12 protein-coding genes are annotated in these 20,147 nt (G+C 62.7%); 7 read left to right on the top strand and 5 right to left on the bottom strand.

Annotation, left to right across the window (positions count from 1 at the left end; genetic code table 11):
- The first annotated feature begins 328 nt into the window (after positions 1 to 328).
- Positions 329 to 886 carry a toll/interleukin-1 receptor domain-containing protein gene (locus AC0IZJ_RS08680; RefSeq protein WP_471848653.1) on the top strand — a complete coding sequence of 186 codons (558 nt, stop codon included), beginning with the start codon at positions 329 to 331 and terminating at the stop codon, positions 884 to 886.
- Positions 887 to 1,515: 629 nt separating this feature from the next.
- Here the strand turns inward: AC0IZJ_RS08680 and AC0IZJ_RS08675 are convergent.
- Together AC0IZJ_RS08675 and AC0IZJ_RS08670 are read right to left on the bottom strand one after the other, a co-directional pair.
- Positions 1,516 to 2,271, bottom strand: coding sequence for a nucleotidyl transferase AbiEii/AbiGii toxin family protein (locus AC0IZJ_RS08675; RefSeq protein WP_471848651.1), 756 nt, complete (start codon positions 2,269 to 2,271; stop codon positions 1,516 to 1,518).
- Complete coding sequence (locus tag AC0IZJ_RS08670; RefSeq protein ID WP_471848649.1) at positions 2,268 to 2,843, bottom strand: hypothetical protein; 576 nt, start codon at positions 2,841 to 2,843, stop codon at positions 2,268 to 2,270. Before AC0IZJ_RS08670 ends, AC0IZJ_RS08675 begins: the two co-directional genes overlap by 4 nt.
- A 312-nt stretch (positions 2,844 to 3,155) precedes the next feature.
- Here AC0IZJ_RS08670 and AC0IZJ_RS08665 point away from each other — a divergent pair, with 312 nt between their 5' ends.
- Together AC0IZJ_RS08665 and AC0IZJ_RS08660 are read left to right on the top strand one after the other, a co-directional pair.
- The gene (locus tag AC0IZJ_RS08665; protein ID WP_471848647.1) at positions 3,156 to 3,731 is read left to right on the top strand and encodes a hypothetical protein; all 576 of its coding nucleotides are present in this window, start codon (positions 3,156 to 3,158) and stop codon (positions 3,729 to 3,731) included.
- On the top strand, positions 3,728 to 9,784 hold the full coding sequence (locus tag AC0IZJ_RS08660) for a hypothetical protein (protein ID WP_471848645.1): 6,057 nt from the start codon (positions 3,728 to 3,730) through the stop codon (positions 9,782 to 9,784). Before AC0IZJ_RS08665 ends, AC0IZJ_RS08660 begins: the two co-directional genes overlap by 4 nt.
- A gap of 156 nt (positions 9,785 to 9,940) precedes the next feature.
- Here AC0IZJ_RS08660 and AC0IZJ_RS08655 read toward each other — a convergent pair whose 3' ends face one another.
- The 3 genes from AC0IZJ_RS08655 to AC0IZJ_RS08645 are packed head-to-tail and all read right to left on the bottom strand — an operon-like array spanning position 9,941 to position 12,312.
- Positions 9,941 to 10,837, bottom strand: coding sequence for a viperin family antiviral radical SAM protein (locus AC0IZJ_RS08655; protein WP_471848643.1), 897 nt, complete (start codon positions 10,835 to 10,837; stop codon positions 9,941 to 9,943).
- A gap of 50 nt (positions 10,838 to 10,887) precedes the next feature.
- Complete coding sequence (locus tag AC0IZJ_RS08650; protein WP_471848641.1) at positions 10,888 to 12,012, bottom strand: hypothetical protein; 1,125 nt, start codon at positions 12,010 to 12,012, stop codon at positions 10,888 to 10,890.
- 21 nt (positions 12,013 to 12,033) lie between these two features.
- Positions 12,034 to 12,312, bottom strand: a complete 279-nt coding sequence (locus AC0IZJ_RS08645) for a hypothetical protein (RefSeq protein ID WP_471848639.1) — start codon at positions 12,310 to 12,312, stop codon at positions 12,034 to 12,036.
- Positions 12,313 to 12,552: 240 nt separating this feature from the next.
- On the opposite strand from AC0IZJ_RS08645, the gene AC0IZJ_RS08640 reads away from it, so the two are divergent.
- The 4 genes from AC0IZJ_RS08640 to AC0IZJ_RS08625 are packed head-to-tail and all read left to right on the top strand — an operon-like array spanning position 12,553 to position 20,115.
- Entirely contained in the window at positions 12,553 to 15,423 is a 2,871-nt protein-coding gene (locus AC0IZJ_RS08640; RefSeq protein ID WP_471848637.1) for an AAA domain-containing protein, read from the top strand.
- Positions 15,420 to 16,823, top strand: coding sequence for a hypothetical protein (locus AC0IZJ_RS08635; protein ID WP_471848635.1), 1,404 nt, complete (start codon positions 15,420 to 15,422; stop codon positions 16,821 to 16,823). Before AC0IZJ_RS08640 ends, AC0IZJ_RS08635 begins: the two co-directional genes overlap by 4 nt.
- Complete coding sequence (locus tag AC0IZJ_RS08630; RefSeq protein WP_471848634.1) at positions 16,820 to 18,394, top strand: phospholipase D-like domain-containing protein; 1,575 nt, start codon at positions 16,820 to 16,822, stop codon at positions 18,392 to 18,394. Before AC0IZJ_RS08635 ends, AC0IZJ_RS08630 begins: the two co-directional genes overlap by 4 nt.
- Positions 18,391 to 20,115 (top strand): sigma 54-interacting transcriptional regulator, encoded by a 1,725-nt coding sequence (locus AC0IZJ_RS08625; RefSeq protein ID WP_471848632.1) that lies wholly within the window; start codon positions 18,391 to 18,393, stop codon positions 20,113 to 20,115. Before AC0IZJ_RS08630 ends, AC0IZJ_RS08625 begins: the two co-directional genes overlap by 4 nt.
- Positions 20,116 to 20,147: the final 32 nt, after the last annotated feature.

Below are 20,147 nucleotides of genomic sequence, written 5' to 3'. Positions count from 1 at the left end.
CGCGGCCGACCGAAAACTTACGAGGGGGGGTCAAGATTCGGTCGGCCGCAACAGACAACAAGTTCCGACTGGCCTTGTTCCTCATCGCAGTCGCAGCAAGATCATCTGCCCACAGCGGCAAGCCCGGTGAGCCGGCGCGCCCGCCCGGGTGAATCCGCACTGGTGGAGCGAGGGGTTTGAAACTTACATTTCCCTATCGCCGTCGCTGCCGCCTCCATCGGTGCGACGGTTCAGTCCAACAGGTTTGTCCGCCGCCGCCCGCCAACACTTCTTCCAGCCTCGATTGGGCGGCGGACAAACGCTATTCGTTAGGCCTCAAAATCTGTCCATGAAAGTCTTCCTTAGCTACACCCGCCTGAAAGACCAATTCAACAAGGTCTCAGAGTTCCGCGAGCGTTTGCAGCAAGAGCTTGAACTACGCGAGCCGGGCTCGCAGGTCTTTCAAGACAAGAAGAATCTACGAGATGGTCAGCATTTTCCAGAGGAGCTGGAGAAAGCCGTCGTCGAGTCTGATGTGTTTCTAGTTCTCGTGTCGCCGGCTTGGCTGCTTAGCGAATGGTGTCGCCGGGAGTTTGGCCTGTTCACGTCAGAGGCTACGGATTCTTCTCGACTACACCGCATCGTGCCGGTGCTTTGGGTTGAAGCACCTGAGATGCGGAGCAACTCGCTTGACCTGATTGCCAGGACGCTCGCCCCAATCAACTACTCCGATTGGCGTGACCTGCGCTATGAGCGCTGGGAAGAGCCCGCGGTACAGCGTCTGGTTGGCCGCTTGGCCGAGAGCGTGCTTGCCCTCGCTAGGTCGCCCGCAACCGCTGCAGAGAAGACAGCCAGCGAGGGCTGCCGACGTTGCGAAACTCTGTCGCAACCTCGCCGAAATGTGTAGCCGAGTGCACCTGCACCTAGTCAAAACGCGTCATTGCCAAGGCTTGACTGCGATGGTTTCGACCGCGATTGCGCAAGACGGCAGACTGGGTGCGCGATGAAGCGGGAAGTCATCAGGTCACTTGACGAGGTGCCACTGCGTACGTAGGTGGGACGCCGACTCACATGCGGCCCTGTTTGCCTGAAGCGCGGTCCAGGAGCAATCTCCGATGGGTACCGCTTAATCGGGCCACAAGCCCAACGGTCACGGCAGAAGAGCGCTAGCAACCGTGGGCCAAAGAAGGGCCACGCGTGGGCCACAAATGGGCCACGAAGACCAAAAACGACAAAGCCCGCACTTGGCGGGCTTTGCTAAGTCCTTCACAGGACTCATTATTTCTTGGTTGCGGGGGCAGGATTTGAACCTACGACCTTTGGGTTATGAGGCTAATACTGAGGCAAGGAGTTAAAAGTCTGCAATCGGTTCTACCAGGCTTTATTCAACGCTAACAAGCACTTAGCCTCAATCACATTCACACCCCTCTTCGCCATTTAACGCCAACGTGGTCTCCACTCGCCGAACAGCTCAATTTGCAAACTGCAACTTCCAGATGACCGTTGGGTCGTTTTTCGAAACTCGGGACGGCGGCATCATCTACCCGAACCTTCACCAACACAGCAATTGTGGCCGGCCAGCCGTCTAGGAGCGTATCCGGCGATTCGCTCAAGCTTGACCACCAGGTCTGGGAGACGCGCTTGACTCGCCCCATCGCCAGGAAGGTGGCCTGGGAGGCTGTCCTGGAATCCGCGCGAAGCCAACAATCGGCCTACCTCCTCTGCGATACCGGCCTGCAGCTCGGGGGCGCTGTGTCGGAGTTCTTCGATCAGTGATGCCCGACCGTCTATGACACTGATCAGATCTCCAAGGTCATGGCTGAGCAGGTAGTCACCTTGCCCCCGCCCCAACCACGCCTCCAGCTTGGTCGCCACGAATGCAGGTGCTGAGATCACCTGAACTGCGCGCCCGCTAGGCAGTTGTGCTGTCCACGCCGTCTGCATCGCCAGCGGGTACCAGCGATTGGCGAACCCCAGGACCCCTGGAATGGTGGGCATCACGTCGACGATCACGCCGTCGACCAGCCAACGGCAGATGGGTGCATGAGGACGCATGTCTTGCTCGAAGCCTCGGGCCCGCAACTGCTGCTCCAGCGCGTAGTAGTCCGACCTCGCCAGAACCTGCGCCAGCAAATCAACGTCTTCAGTGGGTCTGATGGCCGGCTGAGCCGGATCGCTGATCAACAAGCCCGCCACCGCTCCGCCCACAAACACCAGTTGGCCGCAAAGATCCTCTCCAAGGCGCGCGGCGACAACGTCGAGCATCTGCACGTTCGGATCGTTTTGGTTCATGGCTGCATCACCGTTTCCTCAGCACGCCACCGCCGGTCCAACTCCTGAATAGCGAGCGCCCGCTCACGTGGACTCCCAGCACGAATCGCGTCGAACAGGACCAGAAGTTCGTACAGAGCCGGGTTGCCACGCGCCGCCGATGGTGCTGTTGGATAAAGCGGGTACAGCGTCTCTCCGCGCACGGTGCCGTCCTTGTCTGGCCAGACCGGCAGCGGCTCGGTCGAAGAAGCCCGAACCAGCGCGCTGAGCGGAGGCGCGCCATAACTCGTTGGCACCCCGCGCGTTAACGGACCGCGCGTCGCGGGGAAGCTGTACCGCGCGCCGTGCTGCACGAACAAGCGCAGTGGCTCCAGGCGCACCCTCGGCCGGCCGGCCGAATCCTTCGTTGCCAGCTGGGCCGTGACTGCACGCTCAACAGCTCCATGGACTTCGGAGGCAGTCAGCCCCAGCTCGGCTCCCAATGCTGCGTAGCTGGGCGCGCTTTCTGCACTGCCCACCAAAGCAAGCCTCATCAAAACCATCAGATCTTGGGGGCGCAGCACCAGCTGCGGGTTGGACTTGGATCGCGCCATGCCTTGCCTTCAATATTCATGCCACTCATTCGCCATTCGCAAATAGCGAACACAGAGTCTATGCGAGTTCGGTTGCCTTCGCTACCCGCCAGCTCTCTACGCGCTCGCCCGTCCATTCACCCCCCCGATCTAAGGGGTCTTAGTTTTATTGCTGAATGCAGGCCATTTCAAAGGGAACCTGGGGTTAGGGGCAGCCCTGGATAACGTTTACTTGAAACTAAAAAAATCTAAGAACAAGCCAAATTTGGCGAGTTGAAATAATTTTGTCCGCCGGTTAGCGTACGCCAAGACTGATCACTCGGAATTTTAATCATGACTGCCGACAACGTGCGACTGCGACGCAAATCGACGGAAGAGAAACGAATATTTCGGACAGCGAGAATCGAATATGTAGAAATTGGCCGAATTGCCGGCATGGATCCGATTGCAGCAGAGTTCTATCGGCACGCCGATATCACGCCGATGCGGCTATTGAATTTTGCCGACTGGTCGCAGCAAGGCCTTGAGGCGTTGATGCTGGCAAGGATGCCGGTCGTCATTGGGCCAGCCGATGGTAAGGGCCCATTGGGATGGCTGGCGAATCCAGCAGTATTGCTGGCCGCACAGTTGCACTGGCCTGACGACACCCTAATTCCGGTGGTGATGCTCGCTCATCAGGTGACCAAACGCACCCGACGACTTGTCGCCGGCGGCGGCCTTTTCGCCGCAAGCACTCCAGCACTGTCGTCATCTTTGACGCCTCCAGCGATGCACCGAGTCTTGTCAACCATGATCGACGAGGGCATCAACCCGCTCGCGAGTTCGCAAAAAATGAACTTGGTTCGCGCTCTCGAATGCGATCCACGCAAGCTCCCTTCCGTGCGCAACCACGGCTCGAACTCAGCATGAGCGCCACTGATCACAAGGGATCCATGGCCGCCAGTTCGGCATTCGCTGCGCTGTCCGGCCACATTGAGCGCGCGGGAGGCTCAACCGACGCTCTCAAGGACATCGCTTGGCTCATTGGTGCTCACCCGCAGTTCCTCGCGCACGGCACGGTCTTCGCAAATCTACGAGCTCTGCTGAGGACTGACACGTTCGCAGAAGCGTCGACTTTCTGGGCCGGCGACTGGAGACATGAAGTCGCCACGTGGATCCAAACCCTGGAGCAGATCCACGCCTTGGAGCCGACCCTAAGAGCCGATCCGGCCTTGCAGCAGATGTACAAGGTGCCGAGACACCACGCCGACCATCTGCTACTGCGGCACGGTGTCACACGGCACCCGGTTGCGGCCGCACTGTTCAACCAACTTGAGCCCGGTGGCACACCGCAAGCCTCAGAAGCCGACGCGCAATATCAGTCGTTACGCGCGCACGTCTTGACCATCTACTTCGAGGCACGGTGGCGGGCAGCGCTCGGTGTCGACGACTACATGTTGCACACCGGAGCCAAGGAGTTTGCGCCGGTGCCGATCGGCGCCGGCCCGGTTTGTCTTTGCCTGAGAGAGTACAGCCTTGCCAAGTACGGACCGCTCCTCATGCAACTGCCGAGCGAACCATGCACTTTGGACTTCGCCGCGCGGCTGTGTTCAATGCAGCCTGACTTTTCAGCGGTTCAACTCGGGTCCCGGCAAGACGCGGCACGGTATTTCCAGGACTTGCGGCGATACGTGAACACGCTTTCGCACTTACTGAACGCCGAGCATCTGAAAGCGCGAGTCAGACGACGTCATGACGGCGCAGGGGATGGCGGCAGTGAAGCGCGGACGGGCTGGGTTGACGGCGTAAACGCCGTTCAAAGAGAACTCGATGTCGACTGGGCCGAGAACGCACCACCAGTCACCATCGTTTTCCTGCCAGATCAAGACGAACGTGATCTCGGTCAGGAGGAATTCGAGGGCGAAGCGCCCGACACCACCAGGGATGCTGGCATCGAGCTCTATGACCCGACCGAAGCCAGCAAGCGGATGTCACAGATGCGGTTCCGCCGCCTCGCCCTCGAACTCCGGCAACAGGCATTCACGTGGTCACTCGATGTTGCATCGCGAGCAGATCGAGAACGCAGCCTCCGGACGGCCCAAGGACGAATCGATGCCTATCTGGATGGAAACGTGCGCAATCAAGCCAAAGCCCGCTTGGATGCCATCAGTGGCGTACTGCTGAAGGCAGCCGCGCTGTACGGATGGGCCCCAGACACAACGGCCGACATCGCGATCCAGAAGATCGATGCGTTGGACTCGCAGACGCTGGAGTCGATGCTTTACGTCAAGCAAGACCAGATCATCCTCCTAGCCACTTCCGACGATGATCTGGCCGGCGACTGGCGGGCGCTGGCATTCATGGTTCCGGGTCTTGCCCCCAGGTATTCAACTCAGCTCTCCGCTGACATAGCCCGTAGCGGACGCCTGCGGCAGACTGCATTTCTGCTTCCTGACAGTGGAGGCCTCGGCAGCGACATGCTTGCAATGGCCGCGCGCGTAGACAGGCTTCCGAAGACCGCAACGGCGAGACGCCGAGCTCTCGGCGTCGAGAACAAGACAGCTCGAGCGTTGGCTCGCGACTGCGCTGAGGCAGCGTTGGACCCGATCTGCGACGATCCTCGAGCGACCTTGACGGTCGACCGCCTCCGCGCCTCTATGCACGCGGCCATCACGCACGTTTGCGGTGACTCAGTACCAGCCTGGATCATCAGCTTTGACGATCGGCGGACTGGTGAAGCACGGTTGCACTACACACAGGTTCGAGCCTCGAATCTCGTCCGGTGGCATGCACAGGCCTTGCGGTGGCTGCAGGGTGCCGACGTTGTCGAGCATGAGAGCGCCAGCCACATTGCCGCCCTCCAACCGGGCTGGGTGGGTTGTCGACACGCCGTAGACATCGAGAACGTCCATCGCTTGATCGATGGGCTGCAGGCAGACGCCCACAGAGCCATTGATCTGGAGCGCCGCTCGGAAATCCGCCGGTATCACAACGACTTCACGTTGCTTGCCTGGCTCCGACCAACGCTGCTGCTAGGCCTAAGGCCGATGACAGCGGATGGCCCCTGCATTCCCCATCTTTATGAACTGCGCCGTGGACTCGACATGCTCACCAGCTTCGACGCCGCGGGGGTGGTTGACAAGCAGCACGCGCATCAAGACAAGTCGCGGCTCATTCTGATTCTGGCGTCCTGGCAAGCAGTCACTGCACAGCTCGAGCGGCACAACTCCGCCGTGATAGGCAGGCTCGATCTGATTGCGGAATGGCGGGCGCTCGATGCTGGCGCCCAAAGGCTGTTCGTGATCGAAGACGACGAAAGTCTTGTTCCGGCGACGCCTGAATGGATCAAGGCGCGGCTGGCCAAGCGCGGGTGTCCGTTGCCACCAAACTTTGGCCGCGCACTGCTGCGCACAGAGTGGCTGGACCAGCAGTGCAATGGCCGCTTGATCGACCCGCTGCTGGGTCATTTCAACCATGGTCAGAACTGGTTCAGCAAGCACTCAACGCACTCGCCGCGAGCCTACCTGGCTGCGATCGAAAGCAAACTGCCGGAGTACGCCGAGCATTTGCATCTGGCTCCCACTCCCAGCCTTTGCGTCGGCACTTCGGCACGACACGGCCATCACGGTGATGAAGTTCATCTGCCCAAAGTCGGATTGAAAACACCGGTGCCTCGCCCGCGGACACGACCGGTATGGGCAGGCTGTCATCTTCCACCCGCGTTGCCCGACATCGCCAAGGGCGTTTGGTCAGAAGTCGCCCGACATGCTGCTCGCGGTGATCGAGCGGAAGTCGTCAACCTGCAGTGGCTGCTGATGAATTCGAACAATGCGCATGCCAAGACGTTGACGGGACGCTCGCTGGCAGACGCCGAATCCGCAGACTCGGAAAGTGCGCGCGCGTTGGAGGACGAACTACTGCTGGCCATGCAGCGCCACGGCTTCCCGCGAACCGTGGTGGCATCGTGGCTGCGCCTGACGCTTGCGGCCGTCCGGCGAACGCAGTCGCTTGGCGTCCGCATCGCGAACACCATGGTCGCGGCAATCGGCAGCCCGCCGGAGTCGCCGATCACGTCCAAGGCGACATTGCGGCTCGCGGATCTGGCAGCTTGGCGCGCAGCTCTGCATGAGTGGATCCGCCTGCGGTCACTGGACCCAGACGACGACCCGCGCTACTGGGCAATTGGCATTGCGTTGTCCGCAGTCATCAACGGCATGGTCTTGGATAGCCTGCTCCTGGCACGCATCTTTGAAACTCTTGCTGAGCTCGGACCTCGCAGACTGCAGCTGTGCACCGGCCCGGACGGCCACAGCTTCATGACCGTCTGGCTTCCATCTCAAACACCCGGGGGACAACAGCTGACGCGCTGGTTCGTCGATCCGATTACTGAGTTGCTCATCCTGCGTGCTCCATCGTTCCCCGCAGTGCCCACGCTGAGCAGCATGACCAAAGACCTCAACCGGTTTCTCAGACATCACGGTGCACCACAGCACGGATGCCCCGGAAACTTTCGAGTGGTCGTTCGCGTCGCGCGTGCGTTCTGGTCGACACGAGCGCCGCAACACATCGTCCAGGTCGCACAGCGAGGAATCTCAACCACATCGCTCCAGCAGCGAACATGGGACCGCCTTTTCGGCTGCTGGGAACTCCGATCCAGCCGATCTGGTAGCACACCGCTGGCGACGCTCGCCCCCTTTGCCGCTCTCACCATTGACGATCTGGAACAAGGCGATGCGGCTGCCGACGATCCGGATTTCCATCTGCGCCTAGACCGAAATTCAGCGATCGCGCACGCCAGCGCGGACTCGGGCACTGAGATCGACTTCACGACTCTTGATCAGCGATGCGCACATCCGTGGTTGCATGACGCATGGGACGCTATGGCGCCTGACAAGAATATCGAAGAGGTGGTCGCACGACTGGAAGCGCTGAACCGCACGGGCACGACCGATGAATTCCGGCAGGGCGCGCTCAACTGGTTGGTCAGAACGACGCTCGCATTGAACTCGGAAGCCATAGCGGACTCCGGCAACATTCTCATCGGCATGCGACGCATGACGAGCGTGCTGCTTCCGCGGCTGGCTGTCGAGATCGGTCAACGATGGTTCACGACGCTGACGACGCAGCAGAGCATCAGCGCGCTATCAGCGCTCACCCACGAGCTGGAGACCGGTGCATCACGGCCGGACCTGCGCCGTGGCATCAAGTTGCTGAACCGGTTCGAACCTGCCCTGACGGGGTTGAACAAGACGTCTGAATCAGTCTCGGCTGAAGACGAAGACAACGACCTCGAGGAGGGGGACCAGGATGACCGCGTCGACGCCCGAATGTTTAGCATCGACGAATACCAAGAAGCCATTGCAGCGCTGGACTCCGGCATTGATCCGCCGTTGACACCGAAGGAGCGTCAGGATTTGATGGACCTGCTTGGCTTGGGCGCCTGGAGTCTGGCCCGACCTCGCGAGTACCTGATGCTCAGGCTGGGAGACTTCGAGCAGCATGGCGGCGAACTGACCATGTGCGTGCGCGAGTACGCCGGCCACAACCTGAAAACTGCGCAGGCCGTGCGGCGCGTCCCGCTGTCGATCTTGGCACCGCCGGACGTCATCGAGCGCTTGAACTCGCGTATAGCCAGGCGCAATGCGGAGTTCGCCGATCCTGGCGGTCCGCTAGCCCTCCGCTCGCTGCTGTTCCACCCACCGGCTGGAGTGGCTGCTAAAGCTCACCACGACAGACTGCTTGTGCTGCTGCGACGGGTGCTGCGAAACGTGACTGGCGATCCGAAGTTTCGGGTTTACAGCCTACGCCATGCGGGGGCCAACTGGCTGCTGTTGGCCCTCGAGGGTGAGAACAGTGGGCTGTGCAAACGCATCTGGGCATCGCACCCTGCCATGGTCCAATGGCTCGATCGGGGACCAATGCTCAGACGGCGCCTGCTTGGCAGCGAGGATCGAACCGACCGACGGGCACTACTCGCCATCACCAAGCTGATGGGTCACTTGGCCTCAGCGACGACATGCATGCACTACCAGCATGTTTCCCACTTTCTGCAGTTGGAAGCCGTGCTGACACTGGCGGAGGAAGTGCCTCATTCAGTTTTTGCTAATGCGGCCGGCATCGCCCGCTCCAACTACAGCGAACAGCGTGCGAGCGGCTGGCAGACAGTCCTGGCAAATGCTCGCTCGCGTGCCGGCTGGGCTGCGGTTGAGCCCAGTGGTGGCGATCACCGTCCGAAGGATGGGGACGACCACGATTGGCTCGGCTTTGAAGACCTTGCCTCGCTCCTCGACGCGCATGCCCGCCATCACCAACCACTGCGATCGATAGCGGCGCACTTCAATTTGCTTGAAGAGCAGATGCCGAAGGTCATTGCCGCCGCAGCCGAAATGCGAGTACTCGTTGGCGGAGCAAGCGCTGAAGAGGCTGCTACTGACACGGATGTCCAGGGCGTCCTGATGCCAACGGCGCGAATGAACGATGCCGAACGCTCGCAGATGCACCACCTCCTTCGAAACGTGCGGGAGGTATGGCACCGCGACCCGCAGCAGACACAGGCGACGATTTCGCTTCTCATCGAAAACATGGATCGGCGCAATCGTGAGTGGCGGTTCTGCAATCAACAGGAACTCGGCCGCTGCGTCACCTTCCTGGCCGACTGTCGAGTCGAACCTACCCAACTCCAGATCGTGCTTCGCCGGCGGCACTATTCAGCTCAGATTCCGGCCTGGGCGCGGCTAGTGCTCGGGCGTTATGCCGGCTCTCCGGTGAAGGTGGCGCCCCCGGACACCCTCACCACCGACGAGGGGCTAGAGCGATGGATCTGTCTCCGACTAGTTGACCGGCGCGGAAACGGCATTCCTAATGTTGCCGCACGAGTTCTATTCGTCGCATGGCTGAATATCGCGGGGCACCGCCCAGCCTTAGGCGAGATGTTGGCTTGCCCGCAACCGCATCACGTGGCAAAGGCACACCGATCAAGTTGACCTCGCGCGCCGAAGCGCGAAGAACGCCACAGCGGCCGGAGCCGGCGACTGGAAAATCAACGCCGCCATGATCTATCTGCACAGCAAATAACTCGCGGACCGCGAGAGCCCCTCATGAGTGTGACTACCTGTGAGTGGGTCAACCTGCTTAGCACCTCATGTCGCAACCCGAATGCTCATGCGCGGATAGCGCGCTGCGAACTTCTCCGCCGACCATGTCATGCAATCAAAAGCCGCCAACGCGCCCGTGTCGATGATCGGCGGCGAATACTCATAGCCCGCGCCGACGACACGGTTCTGGAAGAAACGCCCGTGGGGGTCGACCATGATGTACGACTGCACCATGTCGTCGTTGTCTTCGACACACATCATGCCCTCCAGGTCACGATGCCTATCAACGAACGCCTGAAACTGATCGTCGCGCAAGGCCAGTGCGTTGGTCACCACAGGCAGCATCCGAAGGACCTTCCAACGACTTGGTGCCAAATCGGATATCAAGGGAATCAGATTCTCTTGCCAATTGGCTTCATTGACCACCGTATTGACCTTGAGCGTCATTGCCGGATTGATTCGGCGCATGAGAGTGATACGGTCGACTAGCCCGGCGAGATCAAGATGGATGTCACGCCCGTCCAGTCGGCCAATCCGCTCATTGGTTATCGATGTTGTCGCGTCAATGCTGATGCCCAGCATCGTCAGATGCGGGGCAATGGCTTCCGCCACATCGGCTGTCAAGCGGCTGCCGTTGCTGATCATTGAAACTTCGAAGCCAACAGCCCGGGCCCGCGCCAGGGCCACAGCAACCTGACTACCGTACAACAGTGGTTCTCCGCCAGCGAAGTTCAAGCGGGGCGGCCTCGTTGTGCTGAACTGGGCGAAGCCCTCGTACAGAGCCCCAATTAAGGCATTGGTTGCCTCGGGATCTCGAATCAGCTCGCGGCTGTCTAGCTGCCGCCACTTGGCGTAGCAGTAACGGCACCGGAAGTTGCACGCTTCCGTGACATGCCAGTTGATGACTATGGGACTGGCGACCGACTGATGGATGCGATGCACATGCGCTCCTTCTGATAGGGTGAAAGCGTGATGGGCAGATTTACTGATGCTCACCACAGCCCGCCGAGCAAGGAGCCGCCGATGCCTCCAAGCGTGGCACCGATGAGCGTGCCGACCGGGCCAAACATGCTGCCGACAAGTGCGCCGCCTTCTGCACCAGCCCACCCGCCCGCGGCGCGAGTTGCGCTTCGAGCTGCCTTTTCCGCCGTCAGTTCGCCCTTGTAGGCATCCGTGACAAGCTCTGCAGCGCACCCGGCCACAGCAAGCGGGCCGGAGCCGGCTGCGAAAACCCTTGCGGCATTTGCCGACAGGGCGCGTTTCGCAACCTCCTTCACGCCTTCGGCCGCCACAGCCGTCGCAGCGGCTCGTGCAGCGCCAGCAGCGCCATCTGTCGCCACTGCTTTGGCAGCCTCCTTGACTGAAATTTGGCCGTTGGCAACCTGAGCCAGGCTGGTTGCTGCACTGATCGCCGTGCTGACGGCAAGCCCGGACTTTGCAGCGTTGGTCGCCGCCGATTTCACGGTCTCCGTGGCGATCGCGCGGGCGATGCTGGACGTGTCGCCGGATGCCAGTGTCTGGGCTTGCTCGTGAGTGATCGCCTTGCTCTCGTGCCCGGCCGCTTTCAGCTTGTTTGTTACCTTGGCAGCTGCTTCCTGGCGATTGGTGCCGATCTCGCGCATGCGGGGGTTCTGCGACGTCGCCTTTGCCTTGGCTGATTTGGAAAGCATGTCCCGCGCGGGCTGCGTCTGGTCGTCGGGCACGATGCGCTGGGTCCCCGCGTATTTCGGCTTGGCGCAGGAGACCGCGCTGCGCGCGGCGCTACCGCAGCACTTGGCCTGCGCCTCGGCGACGATCTTGTCGCCCTGCACGACGCGGATGTCGACTCGCTGATCGCCCGCAAAGCCGCCGGCGCCGCCGGTCAGTGCCGTCGTCTTGAAATCGCCGGCCTTGCGCGCCGCAGCGTTGAACGTGCCGGCGTGCACCTCTTCGAAGATAAAGCCAGCGCGCTTGTCGAGCGACATCGCTGCCTTGCTTGCGTTGATGGCCTCGATGCGGCCGGCCAGCGTCTTCAGCTCGGCAATGCCAGCCTGGTCGTTCGCGCCCAGGCGTTGCGCCAGACGCGCGGTTTCAGCGCCCTGCAGGCGGTACTTCTTTTGGCGGTTCTTGGTGTCCATGATTCTTGATGGTGGATTTGTTCAGTGGCGGTTGATGCGGGTGTGGCGATGGCCGCAGGTGATCACGCGGCCGTCGATGGCGCTTTGCACGACATAAACGTTCATCTGGTTGCTGTAGCGCTTCACGAACTCACGCCCTTTGGCCTGCTCGATGGCTTTGCGGCTACGGCGGTCGAGGTACTTCGTGAGGCCGCCCCGGTTGTCGTATTCGCCGCTGCCGTACGTCAGCACCAGATCAACGATGACGGATGGGATGCCGCGCTGTTGCTGCCGGAGCTCGCCGTGGTGGGTGGTGTTCATCGCACGCCTCATTTCAGTTGGTGGTATACAACCTATAGAAAAATGCGTGCCAGAAGAAATTCATCAGCAAATTCAATAACTTATAGATTCAACGCGGTCAACATTTGCAGCTGTTGAGCCAAATTCATCCATTTCCAAGCAAATTAATGCTTGCGATGCGGTTTGAGCGAAATGTTGCTCGCAACTGGCTTGTACATTCCCGATTACAGACGGCGGCACGCGTAAGTAACTGATTTGTCGGTGAAGACGTCCTGGCACACCGATTGCGGTGCGAGACCTACCGCACTTCTGAACGAAAGCGTCCCGGTTATGTTGATTCAACGCATTGCCCGGCTGGCAGAGCGCCTGGAACTCCCCCTGCCCCGTATTGCCGGCCAGACACGGCTTGGCCTGTCTGGCACGCTGCGGGTGCACGACACAATTCCCCTGAGCTGCTCTGAAAAGCTGCCTCAGCTCATCCAGAAAATTGATCCGGCGCTGGATTTCGCTGCCGCCGTGGAGGAGTTCAACCACCGCGATGTCTGGACCTGGTTCCAGGTCAAAGGCACCGACGGGAAATTCAAGGCGCCGGACCGTGGCGAGCCCATCAGCCCCGCACTGATCCAGGCCAGCGAAGGCCGGTTGCCGGAGAACGATTTCTGCGTAGTGCTCGCCACCAGCCGCATCGCGTTTGCCTGCAGCCCCGCGCGCGACGGCCTGAGCCTGCGCGTTTTCTCCGCCTTCCGCCTAAGGCCGCCGCCGGTCGCGCGCTTGCTGGTGGCCAGCTTCGGCGTGGGCAATCGGCATGGCTTTGATCTTGCCGGCTTGTGTCGGATGGTGGCGGCCCAGACCCGTCTGCGGGCCTGCATCGATCCGCGTGATGCCGAGCGTGAGTCCGAGAAGGACGGCATCTTCATCAGCAATGTGCGCCGCTACCTAGAAGCACTGCGCAACCACGCCGAGTCGTCAGCGCCGCGCGCAAGCTACACGCTGGCCGACCGTGCGCCGGTCAGGCTGCGCAAACTGGAGGCGGACGAGTGGCCGCGCGCCTTCACCCGTCCGGGCACTCGGATCGAGGTACCGACCAGCAAGGGCCGGATGCGCACACTCACCTTCGACGACATCTCCGATGACGGCGAAGTTCTGACGACCACCTTCGTCGACAACGGCGAAGAGTTGCTGGCGCAGGGTGAACTGCGCGTCAAACCCGGCGACGATGCCTTCAAGCGCATGCGCGAAGCGCTCGATGCCATGGCTATGGGAACGGATGAAGCCTATGCCCGGCTGCTGGAAGCGCTCACGCGCCCCGACGGGCTGCCGCACGTGCCGCCGCCCAGCCTGCCTCCCGGCGATGCGCAGACGGTGCGCCAACTGCAGGCTCGGGAGCTGGCGCTGGAGACGCCCGACATCGCCCTCATCCAGGGGCCGCCGGGCACCGGCAAAACCACCGTCATCTGCGGCATCATCGAAGAGCTAGTCAAGGCCGGCAAGCGCATCCTGCTGGTGGCGCCGACCCACGTGGCGCTGGACAACGTGCTGGAGCGCGTTGGGACCCGCCCCGGCGTCACCGCGATCCGCCTGGGCTCCGAGAAGAACGTCGAAGCACAAGCCCACCGCTTCCTGCTGGGCAACCGCTGCCGCGACTTGGCCGCCCAGCTGTCCGAAGAGATCCGCGATGCCGCAGGCGATGACGACCTGGCCAAGGATCCCGTGGCCCAGGTGCAGCGCGAATGGGCCGAGCGCATCAAGAACGACGACGCCATCGGCGCCATGCTGCTGCTCAACGCCAATCTGCTGTGCGCCACCCCCATCGGCATCGCCATGGCGCCCGAGTTCCGTGACGTGGAGGCGGTGTTCGACGTCATGATCATGGATGAAGCCAGCAAGGCGACCATCACCGATTTCCTCGTCCCGGCGGCGCGCGCGCGCAAGTGGATATTGGTGGGGGACCATCGCCAGCTGCCCCCGTATGTCGACCTCGGCGAGCTCGAAGCGGTAGTGTCGGAGCGCGCGAAGCGGGCTGGCCTGTCCGAGCTTGATCCTGCGTGGATACGCGAAGTGAGCAGCCAACTGCGGCAGCACTTCGACAACCGCATGCATCCCGATCCCGAACGCCTTGAAAAGGCCTGGCGTCAACTAGTCGAGGCGCTGTGCGATCCATTCGGTATCGACGACACAGCGCGCGATGAACTTGTGCTGCTCGGCGCCGATCCGGAAAAGTGGCGCAACCAGTCCAAGCGCAACGATGCATCCAGCCCCGATCACGGCCAGTGGAACGCCGCGCTGCGCCTGGGTGCTGAGATGCTGGAACTGCAGAAGCTGGCGCTGCCAAGCGTGTTCGAGCACCTGACCAAGTTGCCGGACAGTCGGGTCGTAAAGCTCAACTACCAGCACCGCATGGCACCGGCGCTCGCGGCGTTTTCGTCAGAGCAGGTTTACGGCCGCGACTACCCATCGGCGCGCGACACCCATCAACTGGGCCTGGACATCCCCGGTCTGCAGGCGCCGTCGATCTGGCTGGACACCGCATACCAGCCGGGCGGGCGGCGCTATGAATATCCGCGCGACACCGAGTGGCAGGGTGGCAGCTACACCAATCCGCTCGAGATCGACGTGGCTCTCGAACTGGTGGAGACGTGCGCTGCCTGGGCCGTCCAGAGCTGGCGCGGCGACCCGCGCGAGCACGGGCGCGGACCCGATGCGCCTTTCGAGATCGGCGTCGTCTGCTTCTACCTGGAGCAGGCGCGCCAGATGCGAGAGGCCATCTTCCGCCGCCTACGCGGCGGCAGCGATCCGTGGCGCCGGGAATGGAGCCGCCCTGCCGCGAACCATGCACCTATCGACATCCACGTCAGCATCGTCGACCGCTTCCAGGGGCGTGAAAAAGACCTGGTGATCTTGTGCACCACGCGCAGCAATCCTAAAGGCCGCCGCGGCCACGTCGACAACCTCAACCGATTGAACGTGGCGGTCACGCGTGCGCGCCACAAGCGCATCGTGATCGGCGACTCCACCACGCTGGCCGGCCAGGAAGGCGGCCGCCGGCGCGATCCCGGCGACCTGCTCGTGCGGTTGTACGAGGACTGCGAGCAGAAGAAGAAATGGGGCCGTGCCCTGGGAGGCCAGTCATGAGCGCGCCTGACCTTCAAGCAATCGCGGCGTTGCTGTACCAGGCCGGCGTCACGAGCAACCCCACCGCGATCCTGGCGCGGGAGCTGGAGCTGTTCGAAGTCGAGTTCGCGGCGTTGGAATGCATGCAGGAGAGTGAACTCCGCTCCGCGGACTGGGCAGTGCTGGCGTTGGCGCGCGCGCTGGGGCGAATCTCGCCGGTGCTGGTCGATGAATACCTGGGCCTGGGCGACACGGTTTCGGAAGCCATCATCCACCGCCTGCTGGGCGACCAGTTGCTGCAGCAGGAAAGCGCCGAGCCCGCCCAGGCCAGCGAGGGCCTGCTGTCTTTCGCTAAGCATCTTCTGAAGTCCCGCCTGTTTGGCGGCGCAGCGCCGGTGCCGCCAACGGCGCCGACGCGCGCGCGCAAGCTGCGTGTCTCGCGCGTGTCTGACTCGTCGCTGTGCCGGTTGAGCGATCTGGGCCACATGGCGCTGGAACGCGGCGCCATTCCGCAGCGGCGCGTGCACAAGGCCAGGCTGGTGTTCCTGGCCGAGCCACTGCTGTTCATCAGGGTCGAAGATGACAGGCAACAACGCCACACGGCTCGTCATCGCCAGCCGTCGCTGCCGCCGCAAGAGGTGCCGCCGTCGCTGCGCACGCTGGACAGCAGCCTTTCCCTGCCAGCCGACGAGCGTATGGCGGCCTGTGGCATCAGCACCGGCGTGGTCGGCCTGAGCGGCCAACTGGTGCGCGTCGTGCCCGGTTCGCAGTGGGAGGTGCGGCGCCTCAGCCGACGCGTCGACGGGCAACACCAACCGCAGACGGCTACGCTGGTGCTGGCAGCGCTTCACACCACGCCCGGCGAACTGCGCTGGAGCGCCTTCCTGCGGCACGGTGGGCACGCGCATGCCTGTCCGCTGATCGATGCCGCCCAACTCATCGATGCCCAGGCGCAGCATCCGACCGGGCTGCTGGCGGCTGTCCTCAGCGAGCTGCCGCTGCCGACCGACACCCCGCTGCGGAGCGACGGCGCGTATGAGGTGTCCTGCGACATCGAACAGATGATCCATATGCTCGGCGATGTCGACCGGCCCTGCGACACCCTGCTGCGGGCGCGGTTCGATCCGTGGCACGCAGGCTTGCGCGTCCATGCGATGCCTGCTGATGGCGAGGCGGCGCGTCAGGCGTTCTACGCCTTCCTGTCGCGAAGCGATGCAGCATTGCGGCGTGACTTTGACACCACTTGCGCGGCCGTGGCAGCCAGCCTTGCCGACTACTGGGGCAGCGACCACGTCCTGCCATCGGCCGACGAAGCAGCGGTGAACCTGTGGCCTCGGGTGGAGTTGCGCGCGGCGCTGTGCATGCGTCGCCTGCAGCGTGACCTAGTCTCTCCCTACGCTGCCGAGGAGCAGTCGGCATGACCAACGACATCAGACTACCCCCGCCTGCACCCGGTGCCCCTACGATCCAGTTAGGCCGGCAGCGCGTGCCGGGTGTGCTGTTCATGCGCGACAAATCGCCCCCGTCTGGCGTTGGCTACCAATTGCAGGACACGGGGCGTGAGGACATCGTGCACGTCTCCACCGACGACCTCAACCAGTCCGCGCACATCCGCGACCAGCTGATCGCGCAAATCCGGGCGGCCAGCCGCAAGGTGCTGTTCTGCAGCTTCCTTTTCGCCGACGAAGAAATCGTGCAGGCCTTGTGCGAAGCGGCGGAACGCCTGCAAGGCGGCGTCTACATCCTGACGGCGCTGGGCAAGCATCTGCGCGCGGAGGTGCTGGAACTGGACGACGAGGTCGACGCGCAGACAGCGAAACAGCGGGAACGCGCCCAGCGTCACGACGAGCACCTGCGACGGCTGGCCCGCGCCGGCGCTTGGCTGCGCAGCGCCGAGGATTGCCACGCCAAGTTCTGCGTGGTCGACGATGCCTGCGCCATCGTCACCTCTGCCAATTCGACCAAGGAGGCCTACGAGATCAATCCGGAGGACGGCCTGGCCCTGTACCAGCCGGTGGCCGCACGGGAGTTCGGCCGACTTTTCGCCCACATCTGGCAGCAGTTGACCACGCTTGAATCCCTGCCCGGCGCCAACCTTGACGTGCACTCGCTGCCGGCGCGGCCTAGCCTTTCTTGGCGCGCCCTAGCCGGCGCCGGTGACAGCCGCGCCGTGACCACGCTGCGCAGATACGAAACCTCGCTGCTGGACGCCGCAGTGCAACTCATCGACCGCGCCCGCGGCCACCTGGCGATCGCCACCTACAGCTTCATCGGGATGGAGGATCACCCGGTGGGGGCGGCGCTTCAGCGCGCGCTGGCGCGCGGCGTCGGCATCGACCTTCTGGTGCAGCCGCGCAACCACATCGAGGCGCAGCGGGCCAGCCTGGCCTGGCTGCTCGGGCTGGCGCCGGAGCTGGTGCGCATTCATGGCCATCGCCGCACGCACACCAAGTCCATCGTTGCGGACGATGAGGCCGTGCTGTTATGGACCGGCAACCTGGACGCCCGGCATGGCTGGATCGAAGGGATCGAAGTCGGCGTGGTGGTGGAGGACCCTGGCGTGGCGGCGGCAGTGGGTCGCTGGACCCACAACGTCATGCAACGCCGCACCGACGTGGCATTGAACGCACCGTCGGTACGCCAACTGGCCGAAGCCGGCTTTCCGACCGCCTTGCCCGGCGACTGGGAGCTCTGGCTGCCACCGAAGACGGCCACCGGGCCGCTGATGGGCTCCCTGGCACGGTATGCCATCGAGCTGATGGAAGCGCCTGGGCAGCAATTGCTGCGCAGCGCCGACGGGCTGGTGATGCACATCAAAGTGGATGCCGCCAGGCGCCGCCTTGACGTGCAGCGCCTGCAGCAAGCCACCGTAGGTGGCAACGGCGTCGCCCGAAGCAAGGGCTGGCTGGCCAACAGCACGCTGAAGATTCGCGTATCGCCGTTGCCTCCCGCACAGCAACCCGCACGCCACAAGAAGAGGCAACGGCCATGAGCAATAGAACAGTCAGCGTGTCGTGGGTATCGTTCAACAACGACCCCTACAGCCGCGAAAAGGATGGCCACTACAGGCTTGTCGGCAACCAGCGCGAGGCCGGCCCGACGCTGGAGTTCCTGCTGAACGAGAGATCGCCCGTGCGAGAGCGAATCGACAAGCACTACCTGTTGGTGCGTCGGCGTCTCACGCCCGAGGCTGGCGAGCGTGACGTCCACCCGTCCGAGGTGGACGTGGCCAAGGTGCTGCAGCATGAGATCACTGCGCTGGGCGGCCCCGAAGTAGAGCTGGTCCATTGGGATACGGACGAAGCACCGACCAATCACCAGGCCTTGTTCCGCTTCACCGCATCGGCCCTGGCAGAGATCCGGCGCAAGCATCCGAAGGCCGAGGTCGTCGTCAACCTCAGCCCCGGTACGCCGGCGGCGCAGACGGTGATGTTGCTGGCGTTGCAGGCCCGGATACTTGGCGACAACGTCCTTGCTTATCAGGGCATTCCACGCAGGCACCGACGAGCCGGACAGGCGCTTGAGGAAGTGTCATGGAACCTGCTCGCCGAGCTGGGCAGGCGCGACGACGCCCACGCGGCTGACGAAACATGGGACATTGCCAAGGCCCGAACGCCAAGCCTGCGCAAGGTCGCCGAACTGGTGCAGCGATTCGGCAGCGTGCCATTCCCGGTGCTGATCATCGGCAACCGCGGTTCCGGCAAGACCGATATCGCCGCCCGCCTGCGTCAGAAATACCTTGAATGGAAGGTGATGACGAAAAAGGAATGGCAGCACCTGAATTGCGCTGAGTTCCGCGGCGACCCGACGATGCTGCGCAGCAGCCTGTTCGGCTACGTCAAGGGGGCCCACAGCACGGCCAGCCAGGCAAGCGTCGGCTTGCTGCAGCAGGCCGACGGTGACTGCGTATTCCTGGACGAGATCCACTGGATGGACCCGCAGGCGCAGGGCATGCTGTTGCTGGCGTTGCAGCGCAAAGGGAGCTTCCGCCAGATCGGCGGCAAGGACAGCATCAAGGCCAACTTCCGGCTGCTTGCCGCCACCAACAAGTCGCGTGGCGAGCTGAGGGAGACCTTGGCGCCCGACTTCCTGGACCGTATCTCGGAACTGATCATCGAGTTGCCGGACTTGCGAGACTGCCCCGCCGACCTGGAGGACATCTGGAAATGCGTCGTGCACCGTGCTTGCGATGAACTGGCGGAGATTTTTCCCGAGCGGGCGATCGGGCAGGACAGGGCGAAGATGTCGCTCGCCAGGGACTACGTCGAACAGTTCCGTCCGCACCAGCACCATATCGCGCGCGCACTCCGGTCCATGCGGCTCAACGGCAATTACCGGGATCTAGAACGGCTCGCGCGCCGGCTGTTGGTTGGCGGGTTGCAGACCGGGCGCTTGCTGTCCATAGGCCCAGAGCTGGTCAATGTGGAATTAGAAAACCTGAGAAGCGAAGAGCAGCTCTCGGAGGAACGTGGCCCCGCGTCACCGGCGTCGCTGGAGGACGAGCTGCCCACCATGTCCCGCTGCGTCAGCTACCTGCGCGAAGCGCGTGACAAGGATAAGAGCCTGTCAGGCCCGGACCTCGTAGAGATATGGGAGCGGCGGCTGCTCGCGGCTGCCCAGAAAGTCGCCGGCAGCGGTACCAAGGCAGCCGAGCTGCTGGGTATGAATGCCCGGACCTTTAATAACAAGGTGAAGGACATCCCGCAAGCCTGAGTGCGCGTAGGTAGGTCACCCGCCGCGAGCCT

The organism is Roseateles sp. AC306, assembly GCF_979253795.1.
The sequence above is the reverse complement of the archived record's forward strand: the minus strand, read 5'-3'. Positions and strand labels throughout refer to the sequence as shown.

Bases quoted from the DNA above. Each gene is read 5' to 3' on its own strand.
- AC0IZJ_RS08670 (WP_471848649.1), bottom strand. From the start codon at position 2,843: ATGGCGCGATCCAAGTCCAACCCGCAGCTGGTGCTGCGCCCCCAAGAT.
- AC0IZJ_RS08630 (WP_471848634.1), top strand. From the start codon at position 16,820: ATGACCAACGACATCAGACTACCCCCGCCTGCACCCGGTGCCCCTACG.
- AC0IZJ_RS08675 (WP_471848651.1), bottom strand. From the start codon at position 2,271: ATGAACCAAAACGATCCGAACGTGCAGATGCTCGACGTTGTCGCCGCG.
- AC0IZJ_RS08635 (WP_471848635.1), top strand. From the start codon at position 15,420: ATGAGCGCGCCTGACCTTCAAGCAATCGCGGCGTTGCTGTACCAGGCC.
- AC0IZJ_RS08645 (WP_471848639.1), bottom strand. From the start codon at position 12,312: ATGAACACCACCCACCACGGCGAGCTCCGGCAGCAACAGCGCGGCATC.
- AC0IZJ_RS08650 (WP_471848641.1), bottom strand. From the start codon at position 12,012: ATGGACACCAAGAACCGCCAAAAGAAGTACCGCCTGCAGGGCGCTGAA.
- AC0IZJ_RS08665 (WP_471848647.1), top strand. From the start codon at position 3,156: ATGACTGCCGACAACGTGCGACTGCGACGCAAATCGACGGAAGAGAAA.
- AC0IZJ_RS08625 (WP_471848632.1), top strand. From the start codon at position 18,391: ATGAGCAATAGAACAGTCAGCGTGTCGTGGGTATCGTTCAACAACGAC.
- AC0IZJ_RS08660 (WP_471848645.1), top strand. From the start codon at position 3,728: ATGAGCGCCACTGATCACAAGGGATCCATGGCCGCCAGTTCGGCATTC.
- AC0IZJ_RS08680 (WP_471848653.1), top strand. From the start codon at position 329: ATGAAAGTCTTCCTTAGCTACACCCGCCTGAAAGACCAATTCAACAAG.